The organism is Pseudomonas sp. Q12-87 (assembly GCF_001269755.1).
GTDB classification, from domain to species: domain Bacteria; phylum Pseudomonadota; class Gammaproteobacteria; order Pseudomonadales; family Pseudomonadaceae; genus Aquipseudomonas; species Aquipseudomonas fluorescens_S.
The window spans coordinates 114,881-135,962 of sequence record NZ_LHVI01000016.1; the positions used below are offsets into that span (position 1 = coordinate 114,881).

Consider the following 21,082-nt stretch of genomic DNA (forward strand, 5'->3'; position numbering starts at 1 on the left):
CCTCTGGCTCTCGTGCGGGCGGTATATAGATACCGCCGCGGCGGATGAAATGTGTGTCAGGCCGGGGAGGGCCGAAGCATGGGATCAGGCGGGATCGGCGCCCAGCACCACATTCAAGGCACTGCGGGCATCGTCCAGTTGCACCAGCGTGGCATGCCGGGCACCGAGGGCATCACGGTTTTCGATGGCGGTGAGAATCGCCTTGTGCCGTGGCATCGCCAGCTCATGCAGGTTGGGGCGCTGGTTGGAATGCTTGAGCGCTTCGGCGATGGCGACCGACAACATGTTGCACAGGTTGGCGAGCAGGTCGTTGTGGGTGGCGTCGGCGATGCGGCTGTGGAAATCCAGGTCTGGTTGCAGCACGGCTTCGGGGGTCGGTGCGACCTCCATGCGCTGGTAGGCTTCGCGGATGGCGGCGATATCGCTCTCGTCGGCGAACTGGGCGGCGAGGGCGGCAGCGGCCGGCTCGATGATGCTGCGCACGCTGGTCAGCAGATTGAAGAACTCATTCTGCGGACTGCTCTGCATCAGCCAGTGCAGTACGTCCGGGTCGAGCATGTGCCATTCCCGCCGAGCCTTGACCACCGTGCCCACGCGCGGTCGCGAATACACCAGGCCCTTGGCGACCAACACCCGGGTGGCCTCGCGCAGCACCGGGCGGCTGACAGCGTACTCCTCACACAGCAAGGCTTCGGCGGGCAGTTTATCGTCCGGCTTGAAGCGCCCGGAGACGATCTGCATGCCCAGTTCCTGGACGATGCGCGCGTGCATGCTCTTGCGGTCGGAGGGTTTGCGGTAATCCATGGGGCGTGGCGCGATCCTGTGCGTGGGGGTGCTGCGCATGATAGCAGGCGCGGCGATGGCGGGTCGCTAGTGCGAGCACGGTCTGGAACTCAGAGAAGATCCAAATGTGGGAGCGGGCTTGCTCGCGAATGCGGTTGAACATTCAACATTTGGGTTGACTGTCACACCGCATTCGCGAGCAAGCCCGCTCCCACAGGACCTTCTGTTGAGCATGAATCAAGGGTCAGTGGGAGTGACGCGGCACCTCGGCCCCGCGGCAACCGACCAGGAAGTCGAAGTCACAGCCCTGGTCCGCTTGCAGCACATGGTCGATGTACAACTGGCGATAGCCGCCCACCAGCAGTTGCTGCGGCGGGGCGAGGTCGGCCAGGCGGGCGGCGAGTTCGGCGTCGGAGATGTCCAGGTGCAGGCGGCCACTGGCGCAATCCAATTCAATCCAGTCGCCTTCCTTCACGGCTGCCAAAGGTCCGCCGGCGGCGGCTTCCGGTGCCACGTGCAGCACTACTGTGCCGTAGGCCGTGCCGCTCATGCGTGCATCGGAAATCCGCACCATGTCCGTCACGCCCTGGGCCAGCAGCTTGGCCGGCAAGCCCATGTTGCCGACTTCCGCCATGCCCGGATAACCCTTCGGCCCGCAGTTTTTCATCACCAGGATCGAGTTGGCGTCCACATCCAGTTCCGGATCGTTGATCCGCGCCTTGTATTCGTCGAAGTTTTCGAACACCACCGCGCGGCCGCGGTGCTGCATCAGTTCAGCGGTGGCAGCGGACGGCTTGAGCACAGCGCCCAATGGCGCCAGGTTGCCGCGCAGCACGCAGATGCCGCCGTCGGCGCGGATCGGGTTGTCCAGGGTGCGGATGACTTCATCCTGGCCATAGATCGGCGCGTCCTTGGTGTTCTCGCCGAGGGTCTTGCCGTTGACGGTCAAGGCGTCCGGGTAGGGGATCAGATTCGCTTCGCCAAGGCGACGCAGCACCGCGGGCAGGCCGCCAGCGTAATAGAACTCTTCCATCAGGAAACGTCCGGAAGGCTGCAGGTCGACGATGGTCGGCATACCGCGACCGATGCGGGTCCAGTCGTCCAGGTCCAGTTGCACACCGATGCGGCCGGCGATGGCCTTGAGGTGGATCACCGCGTTGGTGGAGCCGCCGATGGCCGCGTTGACACGGATGGCGTTTTCGAAGGCTTCCTTGGTCAGGATTTTCGACAGTTTCAAGTCTTCGCGGACCATCTCCACGGCGCGCATGCCGGACATATGGGCCAGCACGTAACGCCGGGCATCTACCGCAGGTATGGCCGCATTGTGCGGCAGGGAAGTGCCGAGGGCTTCTGCCATGCAGGCCATGGTCGACGCGGTGCCCATGGTGTTGCAGGTACCGGCCGAGCGGGACATGCCGCCCTCGGCCGCGAGGAAATCGTCGATGGTGATGGTGCCGGCCTTGACCTGCTCGCTCAGTTGCCAGACGACGGTGCCCGAGCCGATGTCTTGGCCCTTGTGCTTGCCGTTGAGCATCGGCCCGCCGGTGACGACGATGGCCGGCACGTCGCAACTGGCGGCGCCCATCAACAGCGCGGGGGTGGTCTTGTCGCAACCGGTGAGCAGGACCACGCCGTCAATCGGGTTACCGCGAATCGCTTCTTCCACGTCCATGCTCGCCAGGTTGCGTGTCAGCATGGCGGTGGGGCGCAGGTTCGATTCGCCGTTGGAGAACACCGGGAATTCAACCGGGAAGCCCCCGGCCTCGATCACGCCGCGCTTGACGTGCTCGGCGATCTGCCGGAAATGCGCGTTGCATGGCGTCAGCTCCGACCAGGTGTTGCAGATGCCGATGATCGGCTTGCCGTGGAACTGATGGTCGGCGATGCCCTGATTTTTCATCCAGCTGCGGTACATGAAGCCGTTTTTGTCGGCGGTGCCAAACCATTGGGCCGAGCGCAGGGAGGGTTTCTTATCAGACATGATAGATTCTCTTATTGTATGACTATATTGTTCTAGCGTGAGCGTAACATAAGCGCAATTTGCGCGGTTTGGAAGTGTTGTTGGGTAAATAGTATTACTATATAGTCCGATTCAACGGAGGGGTTGTCCTGGCGGTCATTCGCGAGAGAAATCCCCCGAGGTTCTATAACAACAACAATCGGAGAACGGTCCCATGAGCCAGGAATTGCGGCTTATTCGTCGCATCACGCTGAAACTGATTCCCTTCCTTATCCTGCTGTACCTGATCGCCTACGTGGACCGCTCCGCCGTCGGTTTCGCCAAGTTGCACATGGGCGCCGACCTCGGCATTGGCGATGCCGCCTACGGCCTGGGTGCAGGGCTGTTTTTCATTGGCTATTTCCTGCTGGAAATCCCCAGCAACCTGATGCTGGAACGCTTCGGTGCCCGACGCTGGTTCGCCCGGATCATGATCACCTGGGGCGCCATCACCATCGGCATGGCGTTCGTGCAGGGGCCGCACAGCTTCTATGTGATGCGCTTTTTGCTGGGTGCGGCCGAAGCCGGGTTCTTCCCGGGCGTGCTGTACTACATCACCCAATGGTTCCCGGTGCGCCATCGCGGCAAAATCCTGGGCCTGTTCATTCTGTCCCAACCGATCGCGATGATGATCACCGGCCCGGTGTCCGGCGGCCTGTTGGGCATGGATGGGGTGCTGAGCCTGCATGGCTGGCAGTGGTTGTTCATCGTCATCGGCCTGCCGGCGGTGCTGTTGACCTGGCCGGTGCTGCGTTACTTGCCCGATGGTCCGCAACAGGTCAAATGGATGGACCAGGCCGAAAAGGACTGGCTGACCGGCGAGTTGAAGAAGGACCTGCAGGAGTACGGCCAGACTCGCCATGGCAATCCGCTGCATGCGCTGAAGGACAAACGGGTCCTGCTGCTGGCGCTGTTCTACCTGCCGGTGACCCTGAGCATCTACGGCCTGGGCTTGTGGCTGCCGACGCTGATCAAACAATTCGGTGGCAGCGACCTGGTGACTGGTTTTGTCTCTTCGGTGCCTTATATCTTCGGCATCATCGGTTTGCTGATCATTCCTCGCAGCTCCGACCGCTTGAATGATCGCTACGGTCACCTGGCCGTGCTGTATGTGTTGGGCGCCATCGGCCTGTTCCTCAGTGCCTGGCTGTCGGTGCCGGTGTTGCAATTGGCGGCGCTATGCCTGGTGGCGTTTGCACTGTTTTCCTGCACAGCGGTGTTCTGGACCTTGCCGGGGCGGTTCTTTGCCGGCGCCAGCGCAGCGGCGGGCATTGCGCTGATCAACTCGGTGGGCAACCTGGGTGGCTACATCGGGCCGTTCGTGATCGGCGCGCTGAAGGAATACACCGGTAACCTGGCGTCGGGGCTGTATTTCCTGTCCTGCGTGATGGTGTTCGGCCTGGTGTTGACTGGCGTGGTGTATCGGTTGCTGGAGCGCAAGCATGCGTTGCCGGCGGATCAGTTCGCGGCCAGTGCCCGTGGGGCGACGCGTACATAAAATTCGAAGGCTGAGATGAACAATGTGGGAGCGGGCTTGCCCGCGAAAGCGGTGGGTCAGCTTGCATCAATGTTGAATGTACCGCCGTCTTCGCGGGCAAGCCCGCTCCCACAGGTGATTGACGGTGTATTTAAGTATTGTTTACAGGGAGAACATCATGCGTTTAGTTCAGTTCGAATTGCCTAACGGCGAACGTCGCGTCGGTGTAGTCGACGGCGACCAGGTGCGGGAAGTGCAGGGCGCCGGTAGCGTGCGCGACTTGGCGCTGGCGGCCATCGAGGCGGGTGTGAAGCTTGAGCAGCAGGTCGAGAGCCTGGGCCTGGGCGCCGGCCATGACTACGCGCAATTGCTCAGTGAGCTGCGCATCCTGCCGCCGCTGGATCACCCGGATCCGGCGCACCTGCTGGTCAGCGGCACTGGCCTGACCCACCTGGGCAGCGCCTCGGCCCGGGACAAAATGCACCAGCAGGCGGGCGACGAAAGCGCCATGACCGACACCATGCGCATCTTCAAGTGGGGCGTGGAAGGCGGTAAGCCCCAGGCTGGACAGGCCGGTGTACAGCCGGAATGGTTCTACAAGGGTGACGGCAGCATCGTCGTGCGCCCGGGCCATCCGTTTCCGTTGCCGCCGTTTGCCGAAGACGCCGGCGAAGAGCCGGAAATCAGTGGCCTGTATGTCATCGGCCACGACGGCAAGCCTTATCGCCTGGGCTTTGCCGTCGGTAACGAGTTTTCCGACCACGTGATGGAGCGCAAGAATTACCTGTACCTGGCCCACTCGAAATTGCGCAGCTGCAGTTTCGGTCCGGAACTTCGCGTGGGTGAACTGCCTCAACATCTGTCCGGGACCAGTCGTATCTTGCGCAACGGCGAGGTGCTGTGGCAGAACGAGTTCCTCAGTGGCGAGGCCAACATGTGCCACAGCCTCGAGAACCTGGAATTCCATCACTTCAAGTACAGTCAGTTCCTGCGCCCGGGGGACGTACACGTTCACTTCTTCGGCACCGCGACGCTGTCGTTCGCCGACGGCATCCGCACCCAACCGGGGGATGTGTTCGAAATCAGCCAGGCTGAATTCGGCGCTCCGCTGGTCAACGGCATTGCTCCGGTAGACGCGGTGTTCAACCCGGGTACTATCGGCACACTTTAAAAGGAGACTTGCGATGAACCAGATCCTTGGTCACAACTACATCGGCGGGACGCGCAGCGCGGCCGGCCAGACTCGCCTGCAAAGCGTCGACGCCAGCACTGGCGAGGCCTTGCCGCATGACTTCGTCCAGGCCACGGCAGAAGAAGTCGATGCCGCCGCCAAGGCCGCCGCCGCGGCTTATCCGGCCTACCGGAGCCTGAGCGCGGCGCGCCGGGCGGAATTTCTCGAGGCCATTGCCGACGAACTGGATACCCTGGGCGACGAGTTCGTGGCTGTGGTCTGCCGTGAAACCGCGTTGCCGGCGGCACGGATCCAGGGCGAGCGCGGGCGCACCAGTGGCCAGATGCGTCTGTTTGCCAAAGTCCTGCGCCGCGGTGACTTCTACGGTGCGCGCATCGACCGGGCATTGCCTGAGCGCACGCCGCTGCCGCGTCCGGACCTGCGTCAATACCGCATCGGACTGGGGCCGGTGGCGGTGTTTGGCGCCAGCAACTTCCCCCTGGCGTTTTCCACGGCGGGTGGTGACACCGCGTCGGCCCTGGCCGCCGGGTGCCCGGTGGTGTTCAAGGCCCACAGCGGCCACATGGCGACCGCTGAGCACGTCGCCGACGCGATCATCCGCGCGGCGGAAAAAACCGCGATGCCAGCCGGCGTCTTCAACATGATCTACGGTGGCGGCGTCGGCGAATGGCTGGTCAAGCATCCGGCGATCCAGGCCGTGGGCTTCACCGGCTCACTGCGGGGTGGACGTGCCCTGTGCGACATGGCGGCCGCCCGGCCACAGCCGATCCCGGTCTTTGCCGAGATGTCGAGCATCAACCCCGTGATCGTGTTGCCGCAAGCGCTGCAAGCCCGCGCCGACAGCGTCGCTCGCGACTTGACCGCCTCGGTGGTGCAGGGTTGCGGCCAGTTCTGCACCAATCCCGGCCTGGTGATTGGCATTCGCTCGCCGCAATTCACTGCTTTCACCCAACAGGTGGCTGCGCTGATCGGCGACCAGGCGCCGCAAACCATGCTCAATGCCGGCACGCTGCAAAGCTACGGCAAAGGCCTGGAAAAACTCCTGGCGCACCCGGGCATCGAACACTTGGCCGGCCGCGCGCAACAGGGCAACCAGGCCCAGCCGCAACTGTTCAAGGCCGATGCCAGCCTGTTGATCAACGGCGACGAGGTCTTGCAGGAAGAAGTGTTCGGCCCGACCACAGTATTCGTCGAAGTGGCGGACCAGGCGCAACTCAGCGCCGCGTTGAATGGCCTGCACGGCCAGCTGACCGCAACGATGATCGGCGAGCCGGCGGACTTCGAGCAGTTCAGCGAATTGACGCCGCTGCTGGAACAGAAGGTCGGTCGCATCCTGCTCAACGGGTATCCGACTGGGGTCGAGGTGTGTGATTCGATGGTTCACGGCGGGCCTTACCCGGCGACCTCCGATGCCCGTGGCACTTCGGTAGGGACATTGGCAATCGATCGTTTCCTGCGTCCGGTGTGCTTCCAGAACTATCCGGACAGCTTGCTGCCGGAGCCGCTGAAGAACGCCAACCCGCTGGGCATCCAGCGGCTGGTGGATGGGGTGCCGGGGCGCGAGGCGCTCTGAGGGTTGCGGTGAGGCAGGCGCATTGAAGTTGGATGGGCCGGCCTCTTCGCGGGCAAGCCCGCTCCCACAGTGGATTTGTACGGATACAAAATGTGTGTTCGCCGCTCATCCCATTGTGGGAGCGGGCTTGCTCGCGAAGGTGACAGTCCAGTCAACCTCGCTTCTGAAGTTATGGCCCAAGGCCCACTCGCACATTGGGTTATCATGCCAACTTTCCCAACGACCGACTGATCACCATGACTGCCGTAACCGCCCCCCTGCTGCAAGCCCTCGAATCCTGCGACATGCTGATTATCGACGGGCTGCACGCATTCAATTTTGAGCTCGACGAGCAGGACCAGTTGCACGTCGAGTGCATGAACGGCCGCACCCTCGAGCACTGGCGCTTCACGCCGGCGCAAATGCAGGCCGCGACGTTCGACAAGGCCTCGAATCACTGGATCATCACCAGTGACTCCGGCGACCACCATCTGGAATGCGTGGAAGCGACCAGCGGCCACGACGATGAGGACGACGAAGATGAAAATGCGTAGTCTCTGGCCACTGTTGATGGCCGGCAGCGTGGGCGCCATGGGCGTCCAGGCAGGTACCGACGAGCGTCATCAATTGCTGGTCGGTTCCTACACCGCCGGCCAGAGCCAGGGCATCTACCGCCTGCAATTCGACAGCCGTACCGGCCAGCTCGATGCCAACCCACTGCAAGTGATCAAGACGGACAACCCTTCGTGGCTGACCCTTTCCCCTGACATGACCCGGCTGTTCGTGGTCAACGAAAACGGACCGGGCCAGAAAGACCCGGTGGGCAAAGTCAGCAGCTACGCCATCGACGCAAAGTCCCATGACCTGAGCCTGATCAACCAGGTGCAGTCCCTGGGCAACGAGCCGACCCATTCCAGCCTCACGGGCGACGGTCGGCATCTGCTGGTCAGCAATTATTCAGTCGTGGAAGACCCGGGCGGCACCCTGGCGGTGTTGCCGGTGGACGCCAGCGGCAAGCTGTCATCCGTGGTGCAGTTGAGTAGCCATCAGCCAAGTCGGGTCAATCCCGAGCGGCAGCTATCGGCTCATGTGCATTCTGCCGTGTCCTCACCCGATGGCCGGTTTGTGTTCGCCAACGACCTGGGAGCGGACAAAGTCTTCATCTACCGCTACGACCCCAAGGCCAACCCCGAGCTGCCGTTGACCGCCGCCGATCCGGCCTTCGTGCAACTGCCGCCCGGCAGCGGTCCGCGTCACCTGCTGTTCAGCGCTGATGGCAAGCACGCCTGGCTGACGATGGAAATGAGCGCGCAAGTGGCCGTGTTCGATTACCAGGACGGACGCTTGACCCAGCGTCAACTGGTCGACCTGGCGGCGGGCAAGCCTCAGCCGGGCAGGGCAGCGGCGGCGTTGCATGCTTCCCGGGACGGCAAGTTCCTCTATGTGAGTAACCGTGGCACCACCAATGAACTGCTGGTGTTTGCCATCGACCCGGCCGCAGGCACGCTGAAAGAGCTGCAGCGGCGCTCCGTCGAGGGAGATCATCCTCGGGAGTTCAGCCTCGACCCAAGCGGCAAGTTCCTGCTGGTTGCCAACCAGAAGAGCAACCAGATCGTGGTGCTGGAGCGTGATCCCAAGACCGGCTTACTGGGTAAAACCGTGCAGAAACTGCCCATCGATGCGCCGAGCGATGTGAAATTCATTGTCCCTCAATAGACCGCAGGCCCCGTTATTCGGGGCCTGCGCGGTTGTATCAAGAAGACTGATAGTCGCTAGTATTGCAAAGCATTTCAAAGCGGGACGCCTCGGCGCGTAAGTTTGCTTCACGGCCCCACCGGCCATTAAGCCAACTGAATCCGAGGACTACCGCCATGAACCTGAATCTCTTCTCCGTCATCGCCGCTTCCGCTATCTCCGCCACCGTAGCGCTGCCAGCCAGTGCCAGCATCGAGATCAGCAACAAAAAAAACAGCACCCAGAGCTACACCCAGAAATACCTGCAACAGAGCGCCAATTTCTATGCAGCGCTGGACCACAAGATCCAACACTGAGCGCCCCGCAACCAATGAAGCCTGCGATCTTTTCGTCTTTGACTGAAGAGAAAAGATCGCAGGCTTCGTCGTTTATGAAAATACTTGCTGTAATATCATATAGCCATGTGTTTAAATTTGACGCTGACAAATTGACTCCTTTGCAGATTAAGGATCGACACCATGGCAATGCGTCTGGCAGTGATGTTGCTGTTTCTTTATTCAACCCCGATTGTTTCAGCCGCCCAGCCGGATTCCGGCGAGTTGGAAGTGGCGCGCGAGCGATTGTTGAGTTTGCTTAGCGACTGATCGGGTCGGTTGGAAAGGGCAGGTTGCCTATGTGGCGAGGGAGCTTGCTCCCGCTCGATTGCGCAGCAATCGCCATAAAGGGTCCGCTGCGCGGCCCAGCGGGAGCAAGCTCCCTCGCCACGTAAGCGTTTGCATCGAATGAATGGTTACTTGGCCATGATCGCCACGAACAGCTCGGACGTCAGAAACCGTTGCAGCCACCGCTGCAAATGCGGATAAGGCGCCTGGGCGAACCACTCGCGATCGACATGGGCAAACTGCCGCACGAAGGGCATCAGCGCCACGTCGGCCAGGCTTTGGTGATTCGCCGCCAGGAACGGCCGCGCTTCGAGCAGCGCTTCCAACCGCCCCAGAAAAACCTCCCCCTCGGCCCGATAATGCTCCATCGGCTGTCCAGGATGGCGCTCGGGGTATTTGTAGCGGTTCAGGTGCTGCTTGAACACCTGGTCGTTTTCCTCGATCAGCGTCGCCGTCAACGCTTGTCCCTCGCAATCATGCAACAGCCGCCAATCGTTTGGGTCATTCCGGTCCAAGGCCCAGGCCATGATTTCCAGGCTCTCATCGATCACCCTGCCATCGGCTTCCAATACAGGCACCGTGCCTTTGCTGGACAGTGCGAGCATCTGGGCTGGCTTGGCCTTCAGGCTGACTTCGATAATGTCTACCTCGACAGCGCTGTAGCGCAGCGCCATCCGCGCTCGCATCGCATAGGGGCAGCGGCGGAAGGAGTAGAGCGTGGCGCAGCTCATTTCACCTCCACCGTGCTCAGTCCATTGCCCTGGCGACGAACCTGGATCTGTACCGGAATCCGCTCATGCATTTCCTGCACGTGGGAAATCACCGCGACCTTGCGACCCTGGGCCTGCAAGCCATCGAGGGCGTCCATCGCCAGTTGCAGCGATTCGGGATCGAGGCTGCCGAACCCTTCGTCGATGAACAGCGACTCGATTTTCAGCGTGCTGGATGCCATCGAGGCCAGGCCCAGCGCCAAGGCCAGGGAAACGAGGAAGGTTTCGCCGCCGGACAACGAGTGCACTGAGCGCAGTTCATCGCCCATCTCCGTGTCCATCACCAGCAGCCCGAGCATGCTGCCGCCGCGTTTGAGTCGGTAACGGCGCACCAACTGGCGCAACTGGGCGTTGGCGTGGTGCACCAGCAAGTCGAGGTTGTAGGCCTGGGCCAGTTTGCGGAAACGGTCGCCGGTGGCGGAGCCGATCAGGGCATCGAGGCGTGCCCAGCGCTGGTATTCGGCGTAGGCCTGTTCGATCTGTCGGGCCAGGGCCTGGTTGGCGTTCTGTCGGCGCAGGTCCTCGGCCTGCTGGGCTCGTAACTCGGCGCAGTTTTGTTCGCTGGCGGCGAATCGGGCTTGCAGCGCGGTGAGGGCTTCGGCCAATTGCTCCGGCAACAGATTGCCGTTGTGCTGGGTTTGGTGGTTCTGTAGGCGCTGCTCGCGTTCGGTCAGCAACACACGGGCCTGCTCGATGGCTTTTTCGCTGTTGAGCAAGCGCTGGCGCAATTGGCTGATATGTTGCTCATCCAGGCCGAGCAGGGCGTCGATAGCGGCGTCGTCCAGTTCAGGATGGCCGGTGCGCCACTGTGTGATACCTGCAGCCAGGGCCTGAAGCTCCTGCTCCAGGGATTGCGCCTGTTCCTGGCGGGCCTTGAGTTCGGCGGCCAGTTGCACAAGATCGTTGCGCAACTGCTGCAACCGTCGATTGGCCGTCGCCTCGGCCTCCCGTGTCTGTTCCAGGCTCTGGTCGAGTTGGTGCTGCCATTGTTCGGCGCTGGCGTGTTGGCCGAGCAGTTGCGCGAGTTTTTCCTGGCAGGCCTGCTGTTGCTCGCTCAGGGCGTTGAACTGCAGGCGTGCCGCTTCCAGTTGTTGGATGCGGGTCTGCTGGCGGTCCTGCTCTTTTTCCAGAGCTTGCAGGCGCTGGAGCTGCTCGCCGAGTTCGTCGCGCTGCTGTTCCAGTTGCTCAAGGCGCTGGGCGATCTGCTGGTCGAGCTGCATGAAGGTCGCGGCGGGCTCGGTGCGCAAGGCCTGTAGCGTATCGGCCGGCAACAGGGCGCTGAAGTGGTTCAACTCTTCGTCCAGGCGCTGGCGATCCTGAGCCAACGCTTGCTGCTGGTTGGTCAGGTGCTGCGAGGCCTGCTGGCTCGCTGTTTCGGCGTTGCGCAGCTGTTGCGCCAGGCGCGCGGCGTCCTGCTGCAGCGTCAGCAGGGCGGTCTGTCGCTGTTCGTCCTGGCCGATGCGCTGGTGCAGCTGGCTGTTCTGCTGGGCCAACCAAGCGTCGCGTTTTTCCGGATCCTGGGCCAGCAATTGCGCCGACAGCGGGTGGGCTTCCAGGCTTGGCGCCAGGCTTTGTTGCTGGACAGCGAGTTGTTCCTGCTGCTGTTTGAGTTCCTTGAGCTGGGCGATGACGCCACTGTATTGCGCGCGCAGGTCGATGACTTTTTCGTTGAGCTGCTCGACCGCTTTACGAACGTTGGCCTCTTCGTTTTCATCGTGACGACCGAGGCTCTGCAGCAGGGCTTCGGGCTGATGATAAGGATGCTCGACGCTGCCACACACTGGGCAGGGCTGTTCGTCCTGCAACTGTGCGCGCAATTGCTCGACGCTTTCGCTGCGGGCCAGGCGCTGACGTTCCAGCAGGTCACGGGTGACGCGCAGGGTCTGTTCGGCAATGGTCAGTTCGGCCTTGGCTTCGCCGCCTTCGCGCACCAGTCGGTCGCGTTCCTGCAACGCCTGTTGCTGGCGTTGTTCCAGGTCGGCGCCACGTTTGTCCAGGTCTTGCTGGCTGGCCCACAGCCGGGTCAGCTCTTCGAACGCTCGTAGTTGCTTGCGGTTGTCTTGCAGCAGTGTGCCGAGCAGTTGGAGCTGTTCGGTCACCGCTTCCGGTTCGGCGCCGGCTTCCTTGTAGAGCACTTCAAGTTCTTGCCGGCGGGTCGTCAGCTCTTCGGCGGTGCGGGCGGCATCCTGCTCAAGCGTGGCGAGTTCGGCCTGGCCCTTGCTCAATCGATTGCCGATCAACATCAATTGTTGGAGTCGATCACGATAGGCATTCCACGCATCGCTCAGCGGTGCAAGGTGGATGCTTTGTTCAAGCTCGCCAGCGATGCGCTGCAAACGCTCGGCCACTTGTTTCTGCTGTTCGAGCAAGGTGTCGATCGTGCGCTGGCCTTCGGCGCAGACCTGTTGTGCCTGTTCCTGGCGTTCGGCGGCAAGGTTCGCCTCTTGGGCCAGGCGGGCGAGGGTGCTTTGCTCGTCGAAGGCCTGGCGCAGCAGCGGTGCGCTGTCGACGCTTTGTTGCCGGGCGCTGGTCAGCGAGCGTTGCGCTTCGTCCAGGGCTTTTTCCAGTTCGGCCTGCTGTGCATGCAAATCGATCTGCTGCTGGGTGAGGTGCCGGATCTGCGCTGCCAGCGGTTCAAGCTGACGATTGAGTTCGGTCTGGCGAACGAATTGATGCCGTTGCGGCGCCAGTTGCTCCAGGCGCGTCAGTTTCAGGCGTTCATCGGCCAGGGCGCTCCAATCGGCCTGGGCCTGTTGCAACTGCTCGGCGGCACTGGCCTGTTCGTCCTTCAATACATCCAGGTCCTTGAGCCAGGTGTGCTGTTGCTCCAATTGCTTGAGCTGCGCCTGTTCGGTCTTGAGCTGTTGCTGGGCTTCGTCGAAACGCTGGTCGAGCTCGGCCCGGGCCTCGGGTGCCAGCGGTGTGACGCCGGTGGCCTGGTCCTGCAATTGTTTGTGGCTTTCCTTGGCCTGCTTGGCCTTGTCGAAGGCACGGCGGCCGAGGCGGGTGTACAGGGCGGTGTCGGTGAGTTTTTCCAACAGCTCACTGCGCTCGTTGTCGTCGGCCTTGAGAAAAGCACTGAACTCGCTCTGGGCCAGCAGCACGGCGCGGGTGAACTGCTCGAAGTTCAGGCCCAGGGCTGCTTCGAGCTGGGTCTTGTATTCGCCTTTCTGGCTCGCCAGCAGTTGATCGTTGTCCAGGTCGCGCAAGCTCTGGCGGCTGGCTTGCAACTTGCCGCCGGCTTTCTCCCGGGCGCGATTGGCTTCCCAGCGGGCGCGATAGCGGCGGCCGTCGATGCCGCGAAAATCCACTTCGGCATAACCGTCGCCCGTACCACGGCGCAACAGGGTACGTGGATCGCCCGTGGCGATTTCGCCGTCGGCGTCCGGCACCTTGGCATCGCGTCCGGTGTTGTTGAGGCGCGGCACGGCGCCGAACAGCGCCAGGCACAAGGCGTCGAGCAGCGTGCTCTTGCCGGCACCCGTGGGGCCGGTAATCGCGAACAGGCCGGCGCTGGCCAAGGGCTCAGCGGTGAAATCGATTTCGAACGGCCCGGCCAGGGAGGCGAGGTTTTTCAGGCGGATAGCGAGGATCTTCATGGTTGCTCGCTCTCCATCTGCACGTCTTGCAACAGCACGGCAAAATCCTTGAGGGTCTGTTCGTCCACGTCGTTGCCGTAGGTGTCCTGCCAGGCGCGGCTGAACAGTTCCTGCGGGCTGAGTTGGTCCAGTTCGATCAGGGCGGCGCCATCATCGCTGCCCCCGGCGCTGCCGCTGCCGGCGTATTCGGCGGCAATGCGCACCAGTCGCACGGCTTTGCCTTGCAGCGCGGTTTCCACTTGGTGGCGCAGGTCTGGCTGCGGCTCATCGAGGCGCACCCGCACTTCCAGCCAGGGTTGGCGCTGGATGTCGGCCAGCAGGTCGATGTCGGGCAGGTCCTCAAGTTGCAGAAGAATGTCGGCCAGCGCCGCCGGGCCCAGGCGTTGCAGGTTGACGGCACGGGGAATCAGCCGTGGCTCGACCTTGAGCAGCGTTTCCCCGTCCAGGGTCACGTCGAGGATCTGATGCTGGTAGCCGATTTCCGAGAACGACAGTGGAATCGGCGAGCCGCTATAGCGGATGCGCTCTTCGCCGTTGACCTTTTGCGGCTTGTGCAAATGACCCAGGGCGACATAGCTGATGCTCGAGCCGAACAGGCTGGCGGGCAAGGCCTCGGCATTGCCAATGATCAGGCTGCGTTCGGAGTCCTCGGACACCGAACCGCCGGCCATGTGCGCATGGCTGACGGCAATCAGCGCCTGGCCCTTCTTGCGCTTGGCGTTGGCGGCGGCGATCAGCCATTCATGAACCTGGCCGATGCCCCGCAAATAGTCATCGCCCAGTTGCGCGCCGGTGACTTCAGCCGGCCGCAGGAACGGCAGGGCCAGGCACCAGGCCTTGACCTTGCCCTTGGCGTCGGGCAGCGGCAACAGCAGACGCTCGACATCCAGTTGGCCGTCGTCCAGCCACAACACCCGACCCAAGGCATGGGTGCGCAAACGCCGCATCAGGGGCGCCGGCAGCTCGATCCGTGAGCCCGAGTCGTGGTTGCCGGCGATCATCACGATGGTCAGGTTGGCGTTTTGCTCATGGGCGCTGACGATGAAATCGTACAGCCGCTCCTGGGCTTTGACCGGCGGGTTCACCGTGTCGAAGATATCGCCGGCGATCAGCAGTACGTCGGGTTTTTCACTGTTGAGCTGGCGCAACAGCCATTCGAGAAAACAGGCGTGTTCGAAATCGCGGTCCTGGCCGTGCAGGTTTTGCCCCAGGTGCCAGTCGGAGGTGTGAAACAGACGCAAGGTGAACTCCAGAAACAGATGATGGCCGCCTGAAGAGGGCGGCTAAAAGAAGCAGAGTTTACTGGGAAACGGGGGAGAGGACCTGCTCGACTTTGCAGGATTGGAGCAAGGCCTGTGGCGAGGGAGCTTGCTCCCGCTCGATTGCGCAGCAATCGCAAGAAAGGGGCCGCTGCGCGCCCCAGCGGGAGCAAGCTCCCTCGCCACAAAAAACAGCGCCCCAGGAAACAGGATTATTTGGGATAAAGCGGCGGCAATCCGCTGTCGCCCAGAGGGTCCTGGGAGCGTTCGGCAGCGGGAATGGTGCGGATCGCCCGCCACAGGTCATCGCCTTGCCATGTCTGGCCGGTCTCGCTGTAGAGCGCGCCGTTGAGGCCGTCGAGGGCGTCGGACAGTGGCACGAAGCGCGCCGCCATGTCGGCCAGGGTTTCCGGTTGTTGCCGGGCCCAGGCGTCCAGGGCTTGGCGGGTGGCGTGGGGGTCGTTGGCCAGGCAGGTGCGCTTGAGATCATCGAGCAAGGTGCGCGGGCTCGGCCCGGCCTGGGTCGAGCGCAGGACGGCCGGCTGCCAGCGGCCTCGCCACCACAGGCCGAAGCCCAGCACGGTGGTGCAGGCCAGGATCAAGGTGCTCAGTTGCCAATACCAGAGCGTGTCGCTGTCGACCGTGGTCACGACCTGCGGCGTACCGGCCGGCGTGTCCACCATCAGGCTGGGATTGTTCGCCACTTGCAGGGTCCGCGCCGGAAGGCTGGTGCGGTCCAGGTGATCTTCCAGGGTGTTCCACCAGACTACTTCCACCGGCGGCAGCTCGATGGTGCCGCTGCGATTGGGTACCAGTGCTTCGCGGTCTTCACGGCTGCCCACCAGTCCGCGTTCGCTGCTGCGGCTGCTGAGGACCGGTTGGTCCGGGTAGCGCCTCAGGCCATTGATCTCGGTGGCCGGCAGAGGCGGCAGTTGGGCGCTGGCCAGGCCTTCGGCTTCCAGGGTCAGGCTGCGGGTCAGGGAGTCGCCGACCTGGCTGTGGGTCGGTTCCGGGCTCCAGCTCTCGCTCAATGACAGGCTGCGTGCCGGCAGCCAAGGTACATCGGCTGGGTAGCTGGCGGGCTTGGGGTTGACGGTCAGGCGCAGTTGCTCGGAACTGACGCGCATCAACTGGCCGGGCTTGGGACCCGAAGGGACGGCATCCTGGGCCACCGGTTCGACCAGGGTGGCGCTGAAGGTCTGGGCGGGAATCGCCAATTCGCCGCTGCGCTGCGGATAGATGCCATAACGCAGTTCGATCACGCCATGGCGCACATCGTTGATGACTTTCTCATAGGTGCGCGACTCGCCCAACTGCTCGGTGCGGGCGTCGGGGATGTGCAGCGGCGTCAGGCTGCTGTCGTCGTAGAGCGACACCGAATGGTAGATGCGCAGGGTCAGGATCGCCTGGGCCTGCACATACACCTGGGTCTGGTCGAGGCTCGCTTCGATGAATACCGGCGCCAGGGTGCCGGACGCATTGCGGGTTTCGCTCTCGATCACTTGCAGGGTAATGGGCTGGCTGGTCGTTTCCCCCAGTTGCAAAGGCGGGATGACCACGGTGCCGCTTTGGCGCGGCAGCAGGGTCACGATCCAACGGGTGGTGGCGCGGTTCTCACCGTCGAGGGTGGTCAGTTGGTTGACCTGGCGGGTACCGCGCACATCGAACAAGGCCTGGAGCGGGCCCAGGTCGGGTTTGCCAAACAAGGTCGCGTCATTGGATTCCAGGGTCAGCTCGACCGTTTCCCCGGAATTCAAGCGGCTGCGGTCCACGCTGGCCGTCAGCTGCGCGGCCTGGGTTGCAGAGGCCCAGAGCAGCAACACGAGAAGAAGGGCGGTGAAGCGGGTCATTGGGTTTTTCCCTGGGCCTGATGGCTTTGCTGTTCATACCAGAATTTACGCCTGAGCAGTTCGCCAGGGTTATCCGGGATCTGGCGCAGCCATTGTTCCATGGCCTGGCGCTGTTCTTCATCGTTGCGCTGCCCGGCGGCGGGGCGCAGGGGCGGCGTGGTGGTCTGCTCATCGGGCAGTTCGCTGCCCGGTACATCCTGGGCCGTGGGCGGTTGCGCTGTCCGGGGCGGCTGGGACTCGTCCGGCGTCGCTGTGCTCTCGGAGGAGGGCTGTCCAGGCTCCGAAGACTGGGTGGCGGTATCGGCATCCGGTGATTGCTCGGCGGGGCCCGGCTCCTCGCTTTCGGCAGGCTTGGGTTCTTCCGCAGGCGGTGCCTGTTCTTTCAACAGGCTTTCCACCAGTGCTTTGTTGGTCTGGGCGGGACGCAGGTCCGGTTGCAATTCCAGGGCCTGTTCATACGCATCCAGCGCCGCCTCCAGTTCGCCACTCCTGGCCAGGGCATTGCCACGATTGTAATGGGCGCGGGCGTCGGTGCCCTCGGCGAAGCGCCGGGCGGCTTCGCCGTAGTCGCCGGCTTCGTACAGGGCGACACCTTGCCATTGGCGGTCCTCGAAGTGCGCGGCGGCCTCGGCCGGGCGTTTCTGCTTGAGCAGATGCTGGCCCTGCTGATCGGGGCGCAACCACAGGTCCTGAAATTCGAAGGCGTGCCCGGTTTGCGGCAACATGAACAGCAGCGGCAGGCAGAACAGCCAGCCTCGACGCCCGGCGCAAGCGGCCAGCAGCAACAGCGGCAGTAGCAGCCAGTAACCCTGGTCGGCCCAGGTGTCCAGCCGCAACGTCTGGCCGTCGCTGCGCAGATGACGCGGGCCGTCCATCAGGCCCAGGCCGCGCAGGTCGCTGTCGTCCAGGCGCGCGGGCCGATAACGGCCGTCCAGCTCGTTGGCGAAGGATTTGAGGCCCGGGCTATCCAGGCGCGGCATCAGGATCGCGCCCTGGGCGTCCTTGAGGTAACTGCCGTCTTCTTGGGCGACCGGGGCGCCTTCGCGGGTGCCGATGCCCAACATCAACCATTGCGTGGCGGAGCCGTCCAGGACCTGACGGATGCCTTGGCGCTCTTGTTCGTTCAACGACGAACCAATCAGCAGGATCCGACCGTGACCCAGCTCGCCCTGGTTCAGCAGGGCAATGGCCTTGTTGATTGCGAGATCGGCACGATGGCCGCTTTGCGGCATGATCGATGGCGCGAGGGCTTCGAGCAGGTTGGCGCTGGTGGACAGGTCATCGGACAGCGGCACCAGCGTGTGGGCACTGCCGGCATAGACGATGATGGCGGTCTGGGCATCGCTGCGGCTTTGCAGCAGGTCCAGCACCTTGCGCCGGGCCTGTTCCAGGCGTGTGGGAGGAACGTCGGTGGCGAGCATTTCCGGGGTCAGCTCCAGCACTACCACCAGCGGGTCGGCGGGTTTCTGGCTGGTCTGTTCGACCCGCGCCCAGCTCGGGCCCAGCAATGCGAGCACGATCAACAGCCAACCCAGGCCCAGGGCAATCCACGGCAGTTTGCTTTCACGGCCGTTGCCGCCACTGAGCAGCGCGGCATGAAACGCGGCAGGCAGGATCATCTGCCAGCGGCCCACCCGTTTCTGCCGATGCCACAGTTGCCAGAGCAACCAACCGAGCAGCGGTAGCAGCAACACAAACCAGGGGCGCAGCCAATGCGGCCATAAAGCGATCATCGGCGCCTCCGCAAGCGCAGGCGCTTGAGGCGCTGGCGCCATTCGGTGTGTTGGGTCGGCTGGAACAGCGGTTGCGTAAACAGGCGCTGCAATGGGTTGTCAGGCCAGCGTACCCGGACCACCAGCAACACGCTCAACAACAGCGCAATGGTCAGTGGCCAATGATAAAGCGCCAGGGCGGGGCGGGCCTGGGTCGGTTGCTGGGCCACCGGTTCAAGCTGGTCGAGGGTGGTCTTGATCGTCAGTAATTGTTCACCATCCTGGGCGCGGAAATAACGGCCGCCCGTGACCTGAGCGATGTCCTTGAGGGTTGGCTCGTCGAGGTCCAGGCTCGGGTTGACCCCCAGGAAGCCTGCGGTGCCGCTTTGTTCCGGATCGGCGCCGATGCCGATCGGATAGATTTTCACGCCTTCTTCAGCGGCCAGCCGCGCGGCGGTCAACGGGTCTATTTCGCCGCCGTTGTTGGCGCCATCGGTGACCAGGATCAGCACGCGGCTGTGGGCCGGGCGCTGGCGCAGGCGCTTGAGGGCCAGGCCGATGGCATCGCCGATGGCGGTGTTCTTGCCGGCGATGCCGATGCGTGCTTCGTCGAGCCAATGTCGCACGGTGCGGCGGTCGAACGTCAGCGGGGCCTGCAGGTACGCCTGGCTGCCAAACAGGATCAGGCCGACCCGGTCACCTTCGCGACCTTCGAGGAAATCCCCCAGCATGTGCTGGACCAGCGAGAGGCGACTGATCTCCTCGTCCTTCCACTGCATGTCAGGGAAATCCATGGAACCGGAAACGTCCACCGCCACCAGCAAGTCGCGGCCGCTGGAGGCAATGGGCAACGGCTCCCCCAGCCACTGCGGTCGGGCGGCAGCCATCAGCAACAGCAGCCACAGCAGCATGAAGGGGGCTTGTTGGCGCCAGGTCGGCAGGTTGGCCCTCGCTCGACGCCCGACGAGGCCTTCGAGGTCGTCCAGGAAGCTGACCTTGAGCGCTGGCTCGCCGCTGTCGGCCGCCGGCAGCACCAGGCGCATCAGCCAGGGCAGCGGCAACAGGGCGAACATCCACGGCCAGGCGAATTCAAACATGTTTGCGAATCCAGGTTTCGACTGCCTGGGTCAGGCCAGCAATGGCTTTGTCGTCGAGCTTGCATTCGGGTTTGTAGGCACCTTCAACGAGCACCATCCAGCGGGTCAGGCCGGCCGCCGGGCAGCGGTTATCCAGGAAGGCCAGCCATTTACGCCCGTTCAGGGTATGACTCTGGCTGTAGGGATAATGGTTGCGGCACAGGCGCTTGAGCAGCCCGTTGAGTTGTTGCAGCCAGGCGCCTGCCGGCGCGCCGTCGTAGGGCTTGGGCAGCAGGGCGAGTTCGGCCAGGGCAGCCAGGCGCACCGGGTCCAGGGGCTGATCGGCACGGGCAGCGGTGCGCTTGGCGGGTATGAACCGACGCAGTTGCCACAACCCCAGGCCCAGCAGCGGCAACATCACCAGCAGCAACCACCAGCCCGGCGCCGGGGGCCAGAAACCGATAGGGGGCGGCGCCATCAGGGGCTGCAATTGATCCAGGCTGCTCATCGGCTTTTCCCGGCCCGCTTGGGGTTCAGGTATTCGCGCAGCTGTTCGACCATGTCGCCTTGGGTGCTGAGGGGCATCATCAGGATCCGCAACTTTTGCGCCAGCATCTCCCAGCGCTCCTGGCGAGCCTCGGCCTGGGCGCGATAGGCCTGGCGCAGTTCGAAGTTCAGCGTATCGAGTTCCAGTTGCGCGTCGCGTTGGGCGAAACGCAGCAAGCCGGCGGCCGGCAAGGCATGGTCCAGCGGGTCCGACAGCGGCAGCAGCAACAGGTCGCAATGACGCGACAGCAGGCTCAGTTGCTGCTCGGCGCTGTCGGACAGCGCGCGCTCGTCGCAAATCACGATCACCAGGCTACCGGGCCGCAGCACTTCCCGGGCCCGACGCAGGGCGATGCCGAACGAGTCGCGGTCCGGCTCGCCTTCGGTGTGCAATGACTGATTGACCCGCACCAGACGGTTGAGCAGTTGCAGAAGGCTCTGCTTGCTGCGCCGGGGCTTGACCTCGTAATGGGTGTTATTGCCGAACACCAGGCCGCCGACCCGATCATTGTGCCCCAGCGCGGCCCAGCCGATCAGGCTGGCGGCCTGGGCGGCGAGTACCGACTTGAACACCAGCCCCGAACCGAAGAACAGCCGATGGCTTTGCTCGATCATGATGAAGATCGGTCGTTCCCGTTCTTCGTGAAACAGCTTGGTGTGGGGTTCCTGGGTCCGGGCGGTGACGCGCCAGTCGATGGTGCGCACGTCGTCACCGGCCTGGTAGACCCGCACCTGATCGAAGTCCACCCCGCGCCCGCGCAGCTTGGAGTGATGCAGGCCGATCAACGGGCTGCGCTGGCCCGGCGTCGAGAACAACTGCACTTCGCGCACGCGATGGCGCATCTCGATCAGCTCCGAAAGGCTGACGCGGATGCCCGGTGCGGGCGCCAGTGGATTATTCATGACGCAT

The 21,082-nt window shown here is 63.4% G+C and carries 17 protein-coding genes; 7 read left to right on the top strand and 10 right to left on the bottom strand.

Annotation, left to right across the window (positions count from 1 at the left end; translation table 11 throughout):
• Positions 1 to 84 precede the first annotated feature (84 nt).
• Positions 85 to 804 carry a FadR/GntR family transcriptional regulator gene (locus AD663_RS10820; protein WP_003180664.1) on the bottom strand — a complete coding sequence of 240 codons (720 nt, stop codon included), beginning with the start codon at positions 802 to 804 and terminating at the stop codon, positions 85 to 87.
• 223 nt (positions 805 to 1,027) lie between these two features.
• Positions 1,028 to 2,764, bottom strand: coding sequence for an IlvD/Edd family dehydratase (locus tag AD663_RS10825; protein ID WP_003180666.1), 1,737 nt, complete (start codon positions 2,762 to 2,764; stop codon positions 1,028 to 1,030).
• A 193-nt stretch (positions 2,765 to 2,957) separates the two neighbouring features.
• Here AD663_RS10825 and AD663_RS10830 point away from each other — a divergent pair, with 193 nt between their 5' ends.
• The 7 genes from AD663_RS10830 to AD663_RS29290 all read left to right on the top strand — a co-directional run bounded on the left by AD663_RS10830 (position 2,958) and on the right by AD663_RS29290 (position 9,342).
• On the top strand, positions 2,958 to 4,280 hold the full coding sequence (locus tag AD663_RS10830) for an MFS transporter (RefSeq protein ID WP_053213692.1): 1,323 nt from the start codon (positions 2,958 to 2,960) through the stop codon (positions 4,278 to 4,280).
• Positions 4,281 to 4,437: 157 nt separating this feature from the next.
• Positions 4,438 to 5,430 carry an AraD1 family protein gene (gene araD1, locus AD663_RS10835; protein ID WP_053213693.1) on the top strand — a complete coding sequence of 331 codons (993 nt, stop codon included), beginning with the start codon at positions 4,438 to 4,440 and terminating at the stop codon, positions 5,428 to 5,430.
• A gap of 13 nt (positions 5,431 to 5,443) precedes the next feature.
• Positions 5,444 to 7,024, top strand: a complete 1,581-nt coding sequence (locus tag AD663_RS10840; RefSeq protein ID WP_003180671.1) for an aldehyde dehydrogenase (NADP(+)) — start codon at positions 5,444 to 5,446, stop codon at positions 7,022 to 7,024.
• Positions 7,025 to 7,260: 236 nt separating this feature from the next.
• Positions 7,261 to 7,557 (top strand): DUF5629 family protein, encoded by a 297-nt coding sequence (locus AD663_RS10845; protein ID WP_050551598.1) that lies wholly within the window; start codon positions 7,261 to 7,263, stop codon positions 7,555 to 7,557.
• Entirely contained in the window at positions 7,544 to 8,719 is a 1,176-nt protein-coding gene (locus tag AD663_RS10850) for a lactonase family protein (RefSeq protein WP_033045980.1), read from the top strand. Before AD663_RS10845 ends, AD663_RS10850 begins: the two co-directional genes overlap by 14 nt.
• 155 nt (positions 8,720 to 8,874) lie before the next feature.
• The gene (locus AD663_RS10855; RefSeq protein ID WP_003180676.1) at positions 8,875 to 9,054 is read left to right on the top strand and encodes a hypothetical protein; all 180 of its coding nucleotides are present in this window, start codon (positions 8,875 to 8,877) and stop codon (positions 9,052 to 9,054) included.
• 162 nt (positions 9,055 to 9,216) lie between these two features.
• A complete protein-coding gene (locus tag AD663_RS29290; protein WP_003180680.1) occupies positions 9,217 to 9,342 on the top strand; it encodes a hypothetical protein in 126 nt (41 codons plus the stop codon).
• 146 nt (positions 9,343 to 9,488) lie between these two features.
• Here AD663_RS29290 and AD663_RS10860 read toward each other — a convergent pair whose 3' ends face one another.
• From AD663_RS10860 to AD663_RS10895, 8 genes are all read right to left on the bottom strand, one after another.
• Entirely contained in the window at positions 9,489 to 10,091 is a 603-nt protein-coding gene (locus AD663_RS10860; protein WP_003180681.1) for a glutathione S-transferase, read from the bottom strand.
• Entirely contained in the window at positions 10,088 to 13,729 is a 3,642-nt protein-coding gene (locus AD663_RS10865) for an AAA family ATPase (protein ID WP_003180682.1), read from the bottom strand. The genes AD663_RS10860 and AD663_RS10865 overlap by 4 nt, the downstream gene beginning before the upstream one ends.
• Positions 13,726 to 14,970, bottom strand: a complete 1,245-nt coding sequence (locus AD663_RS10870; RefSeq protein WP_003180684.1) for an exonuclease SbcCD subunit D C-terminal domain-containing protein — start codon at positions 14,968 to 14,970, stop codon at positions 13,726 to 13,728. The genes AD663_RS10865 and AD663_RS10870 overlap by 4 nt, the downstream gene beginning before the upstream one ends.
• Positions 14,971 to 15,200: 230 nt before the next feature.
• A complete protein-coding gene (locus tag AD663_RS10875; RefSeq protein WP_003180686.1) occupies positions 15,201 to 16,838 on the bottom strand; it encodes a BatD family protein in 1,638 nt (545 codons plus the stop codon).
• Positions 16,835 to 18,571 (bottom strand): VWA domain-containing protein, encoded by a 1,737-nt coding sequence (locus AD663_RS10880; protein WP_003180688.1) that lies wholly within the window; start codon positions 18,569 to 18,571, stop codon positions 16,835 to 16,837. The genes AD663_RS10875 and AD663_RS10880 overlap by 4 nt, the downstream gene beginning before the upstream one ends.
• Entirely contained in the window at positions 18,568 to 19,647 is a 1,080-nt protein-coding gene (locus tag AD663_RS10885; protein WP_003180689.1) for a VWA domain-containing protein, read from the bottom strand. Before AD663_RS10885 ends, AD663_RS10880 begins: the two co-directional genes overlap by 4 nt.
• Positions 19,640 to 20,134 (bottom strand): DUF4381 domain-containing protein, encoded by a 495-nt coding sequence (locus AD663_RS10890; RefSeq protein WP_003180691.1) that lies wholly within the window; start codon positions 20,132 to 20,134, stop codon positions 19,640 to 19,642. The genes AD663_RS10885 and AD663_RS10890 overlap by 8 nt, the downstream gene beginning before the upstream one ends.
• Positions 20,131 to 21,075: a DUF58 domain-containing protein gene (locus tag AD663_RS10895; RefSeq protein ID WP_003180693.1), complete on the bottom strand. Its 945-nt coding sequence runs from the start codon at positions 21,073 to 21,075 to the stop codon at positions 20,131 to 20,133. Before AD663_RS10895 ends, AD663_RS10890 begins: the two co-directional genes overlap by 4 nt.
• Between the last annotated feature and the right edge of the window lie 7 nt (positions 21,076 to 21,082).

Excerpts from the sequence above, each read along its gene's own strand:
- AD663_RS10820 (WP_003180664.1), bottom strand. The coding sequence starts at position 804 with ATGGATTACCGCAAACCCTCCGACCGCAAGAGCATGCACGCGCGCATC.
- AD663_RS10825 (WP_003180666.1), bottom strand. The coding sequence starts at position 2,764 with ATGTCTGATAAGAAACCCTCCCTGCGCTCGGCCCAATGGTTTGGCACC.
- AD663_RS10830 (WP_053213692.1), top strand. The coding sequence starts at position 2,958 with ATGAGCCAGGAATTGCGGCTTATTCGTCGCATCACGCTGAAACTGATT.
- araD1 (WP_053213693.1), top strand. The coding sequence starts at position 4,438 with ATGCGTTTAGTTCAGTTCGAATTGCCTAACGGCGAACGTCGCGTCGGT.
- AD663_RS10840 (WP_003180671.1), top strand. The coding sequence starts at position 5,444 with ATGAACCAGATCCTTGGTCACAACTACATCGGCGGGACGCGCAGCGCG.
- AD663_RS10845 (WP_050551598.1), top strand. The coding sequence starts at position 7,261 with ATGACTGCCGTAACCGCCCCCCTGCTGCAAGCCCTCGAATCCTGCGAC.
- AD663_RS10850 (WP_033045980.1), top strand. The coding sequence starts at position 7,544 with ATGAAAATGCGTAGTCTCTGGCCACTGTTGATGGCCGGCAGCGTGGGC.
- AD663_RS10855 (WP_003180676.1), top strand. The coding sequence starts at position 8,875 with ATGAACCTGAATCTCTTCTCCGTCATCGCCGCTTCCGCTATCTCCGCC.
- AD663_RS29290 (WP_003180680.1), top strand. The coding sequence starts at position 9,217 with ATGGCAATGCGTCTGGCAGTGATGTTGCTGTTTCTTTATTCAACCCCG.
- AD663_RS10860 (WP_003180681.1), bottom strand. The coding sequence starts at position 10,091 with ATGAGCTGCGCCACGCTCTACTCCTTCCGCCGCTGCCCCTATGCGATG.
- AD663_RS10865 (WP_003180682.1), bottom strand. The coding sequence starts at position 13,729 with ATGAAGATCCTCGCTATCCGCCTGAAAAACCTCGCCTCCCTGGCCGGG.
- AD663_RS10875 (WP_003180686.1), bottom strand. The coding sequence starts at position 16,838 with ATGACCCGCTTCACCGCCCTTCTTCTCGTGTTGCTGCTCTGGGCCTCT.
- AD663_RS10880 (WP_003180688.1), bottom strand. The coding sequence starts at position 18,571 with ATGATCGCTTTATGGCCGCATTGGCTGCGCCCCTGGTTTGTGTTGCTG.
- AD663_RS10885 (WP_003180689.1), bottom strand. The coding sequence starts at position 19,647 with ATGTTTGAATTCGCCTGGCCGTGGATGTTCGCCCTGTTGCCGCTGCCC.
- AD663_RS10890 (WP_003180691.1), bottom strand. The coding sequence starts at position 20,134 with ATGAGCAGCCTGGATCAATTGCAGCCCCTGATGGCGCCGCCCCCTATC.
- AD663_RS10895 (WP_003180693.1), bottom strand. The coding sequence starts at position 21,075 with ATGAATAATCCACTGGCGCCCGCACCGGGCATCCGCGTCAGCCTTTCG.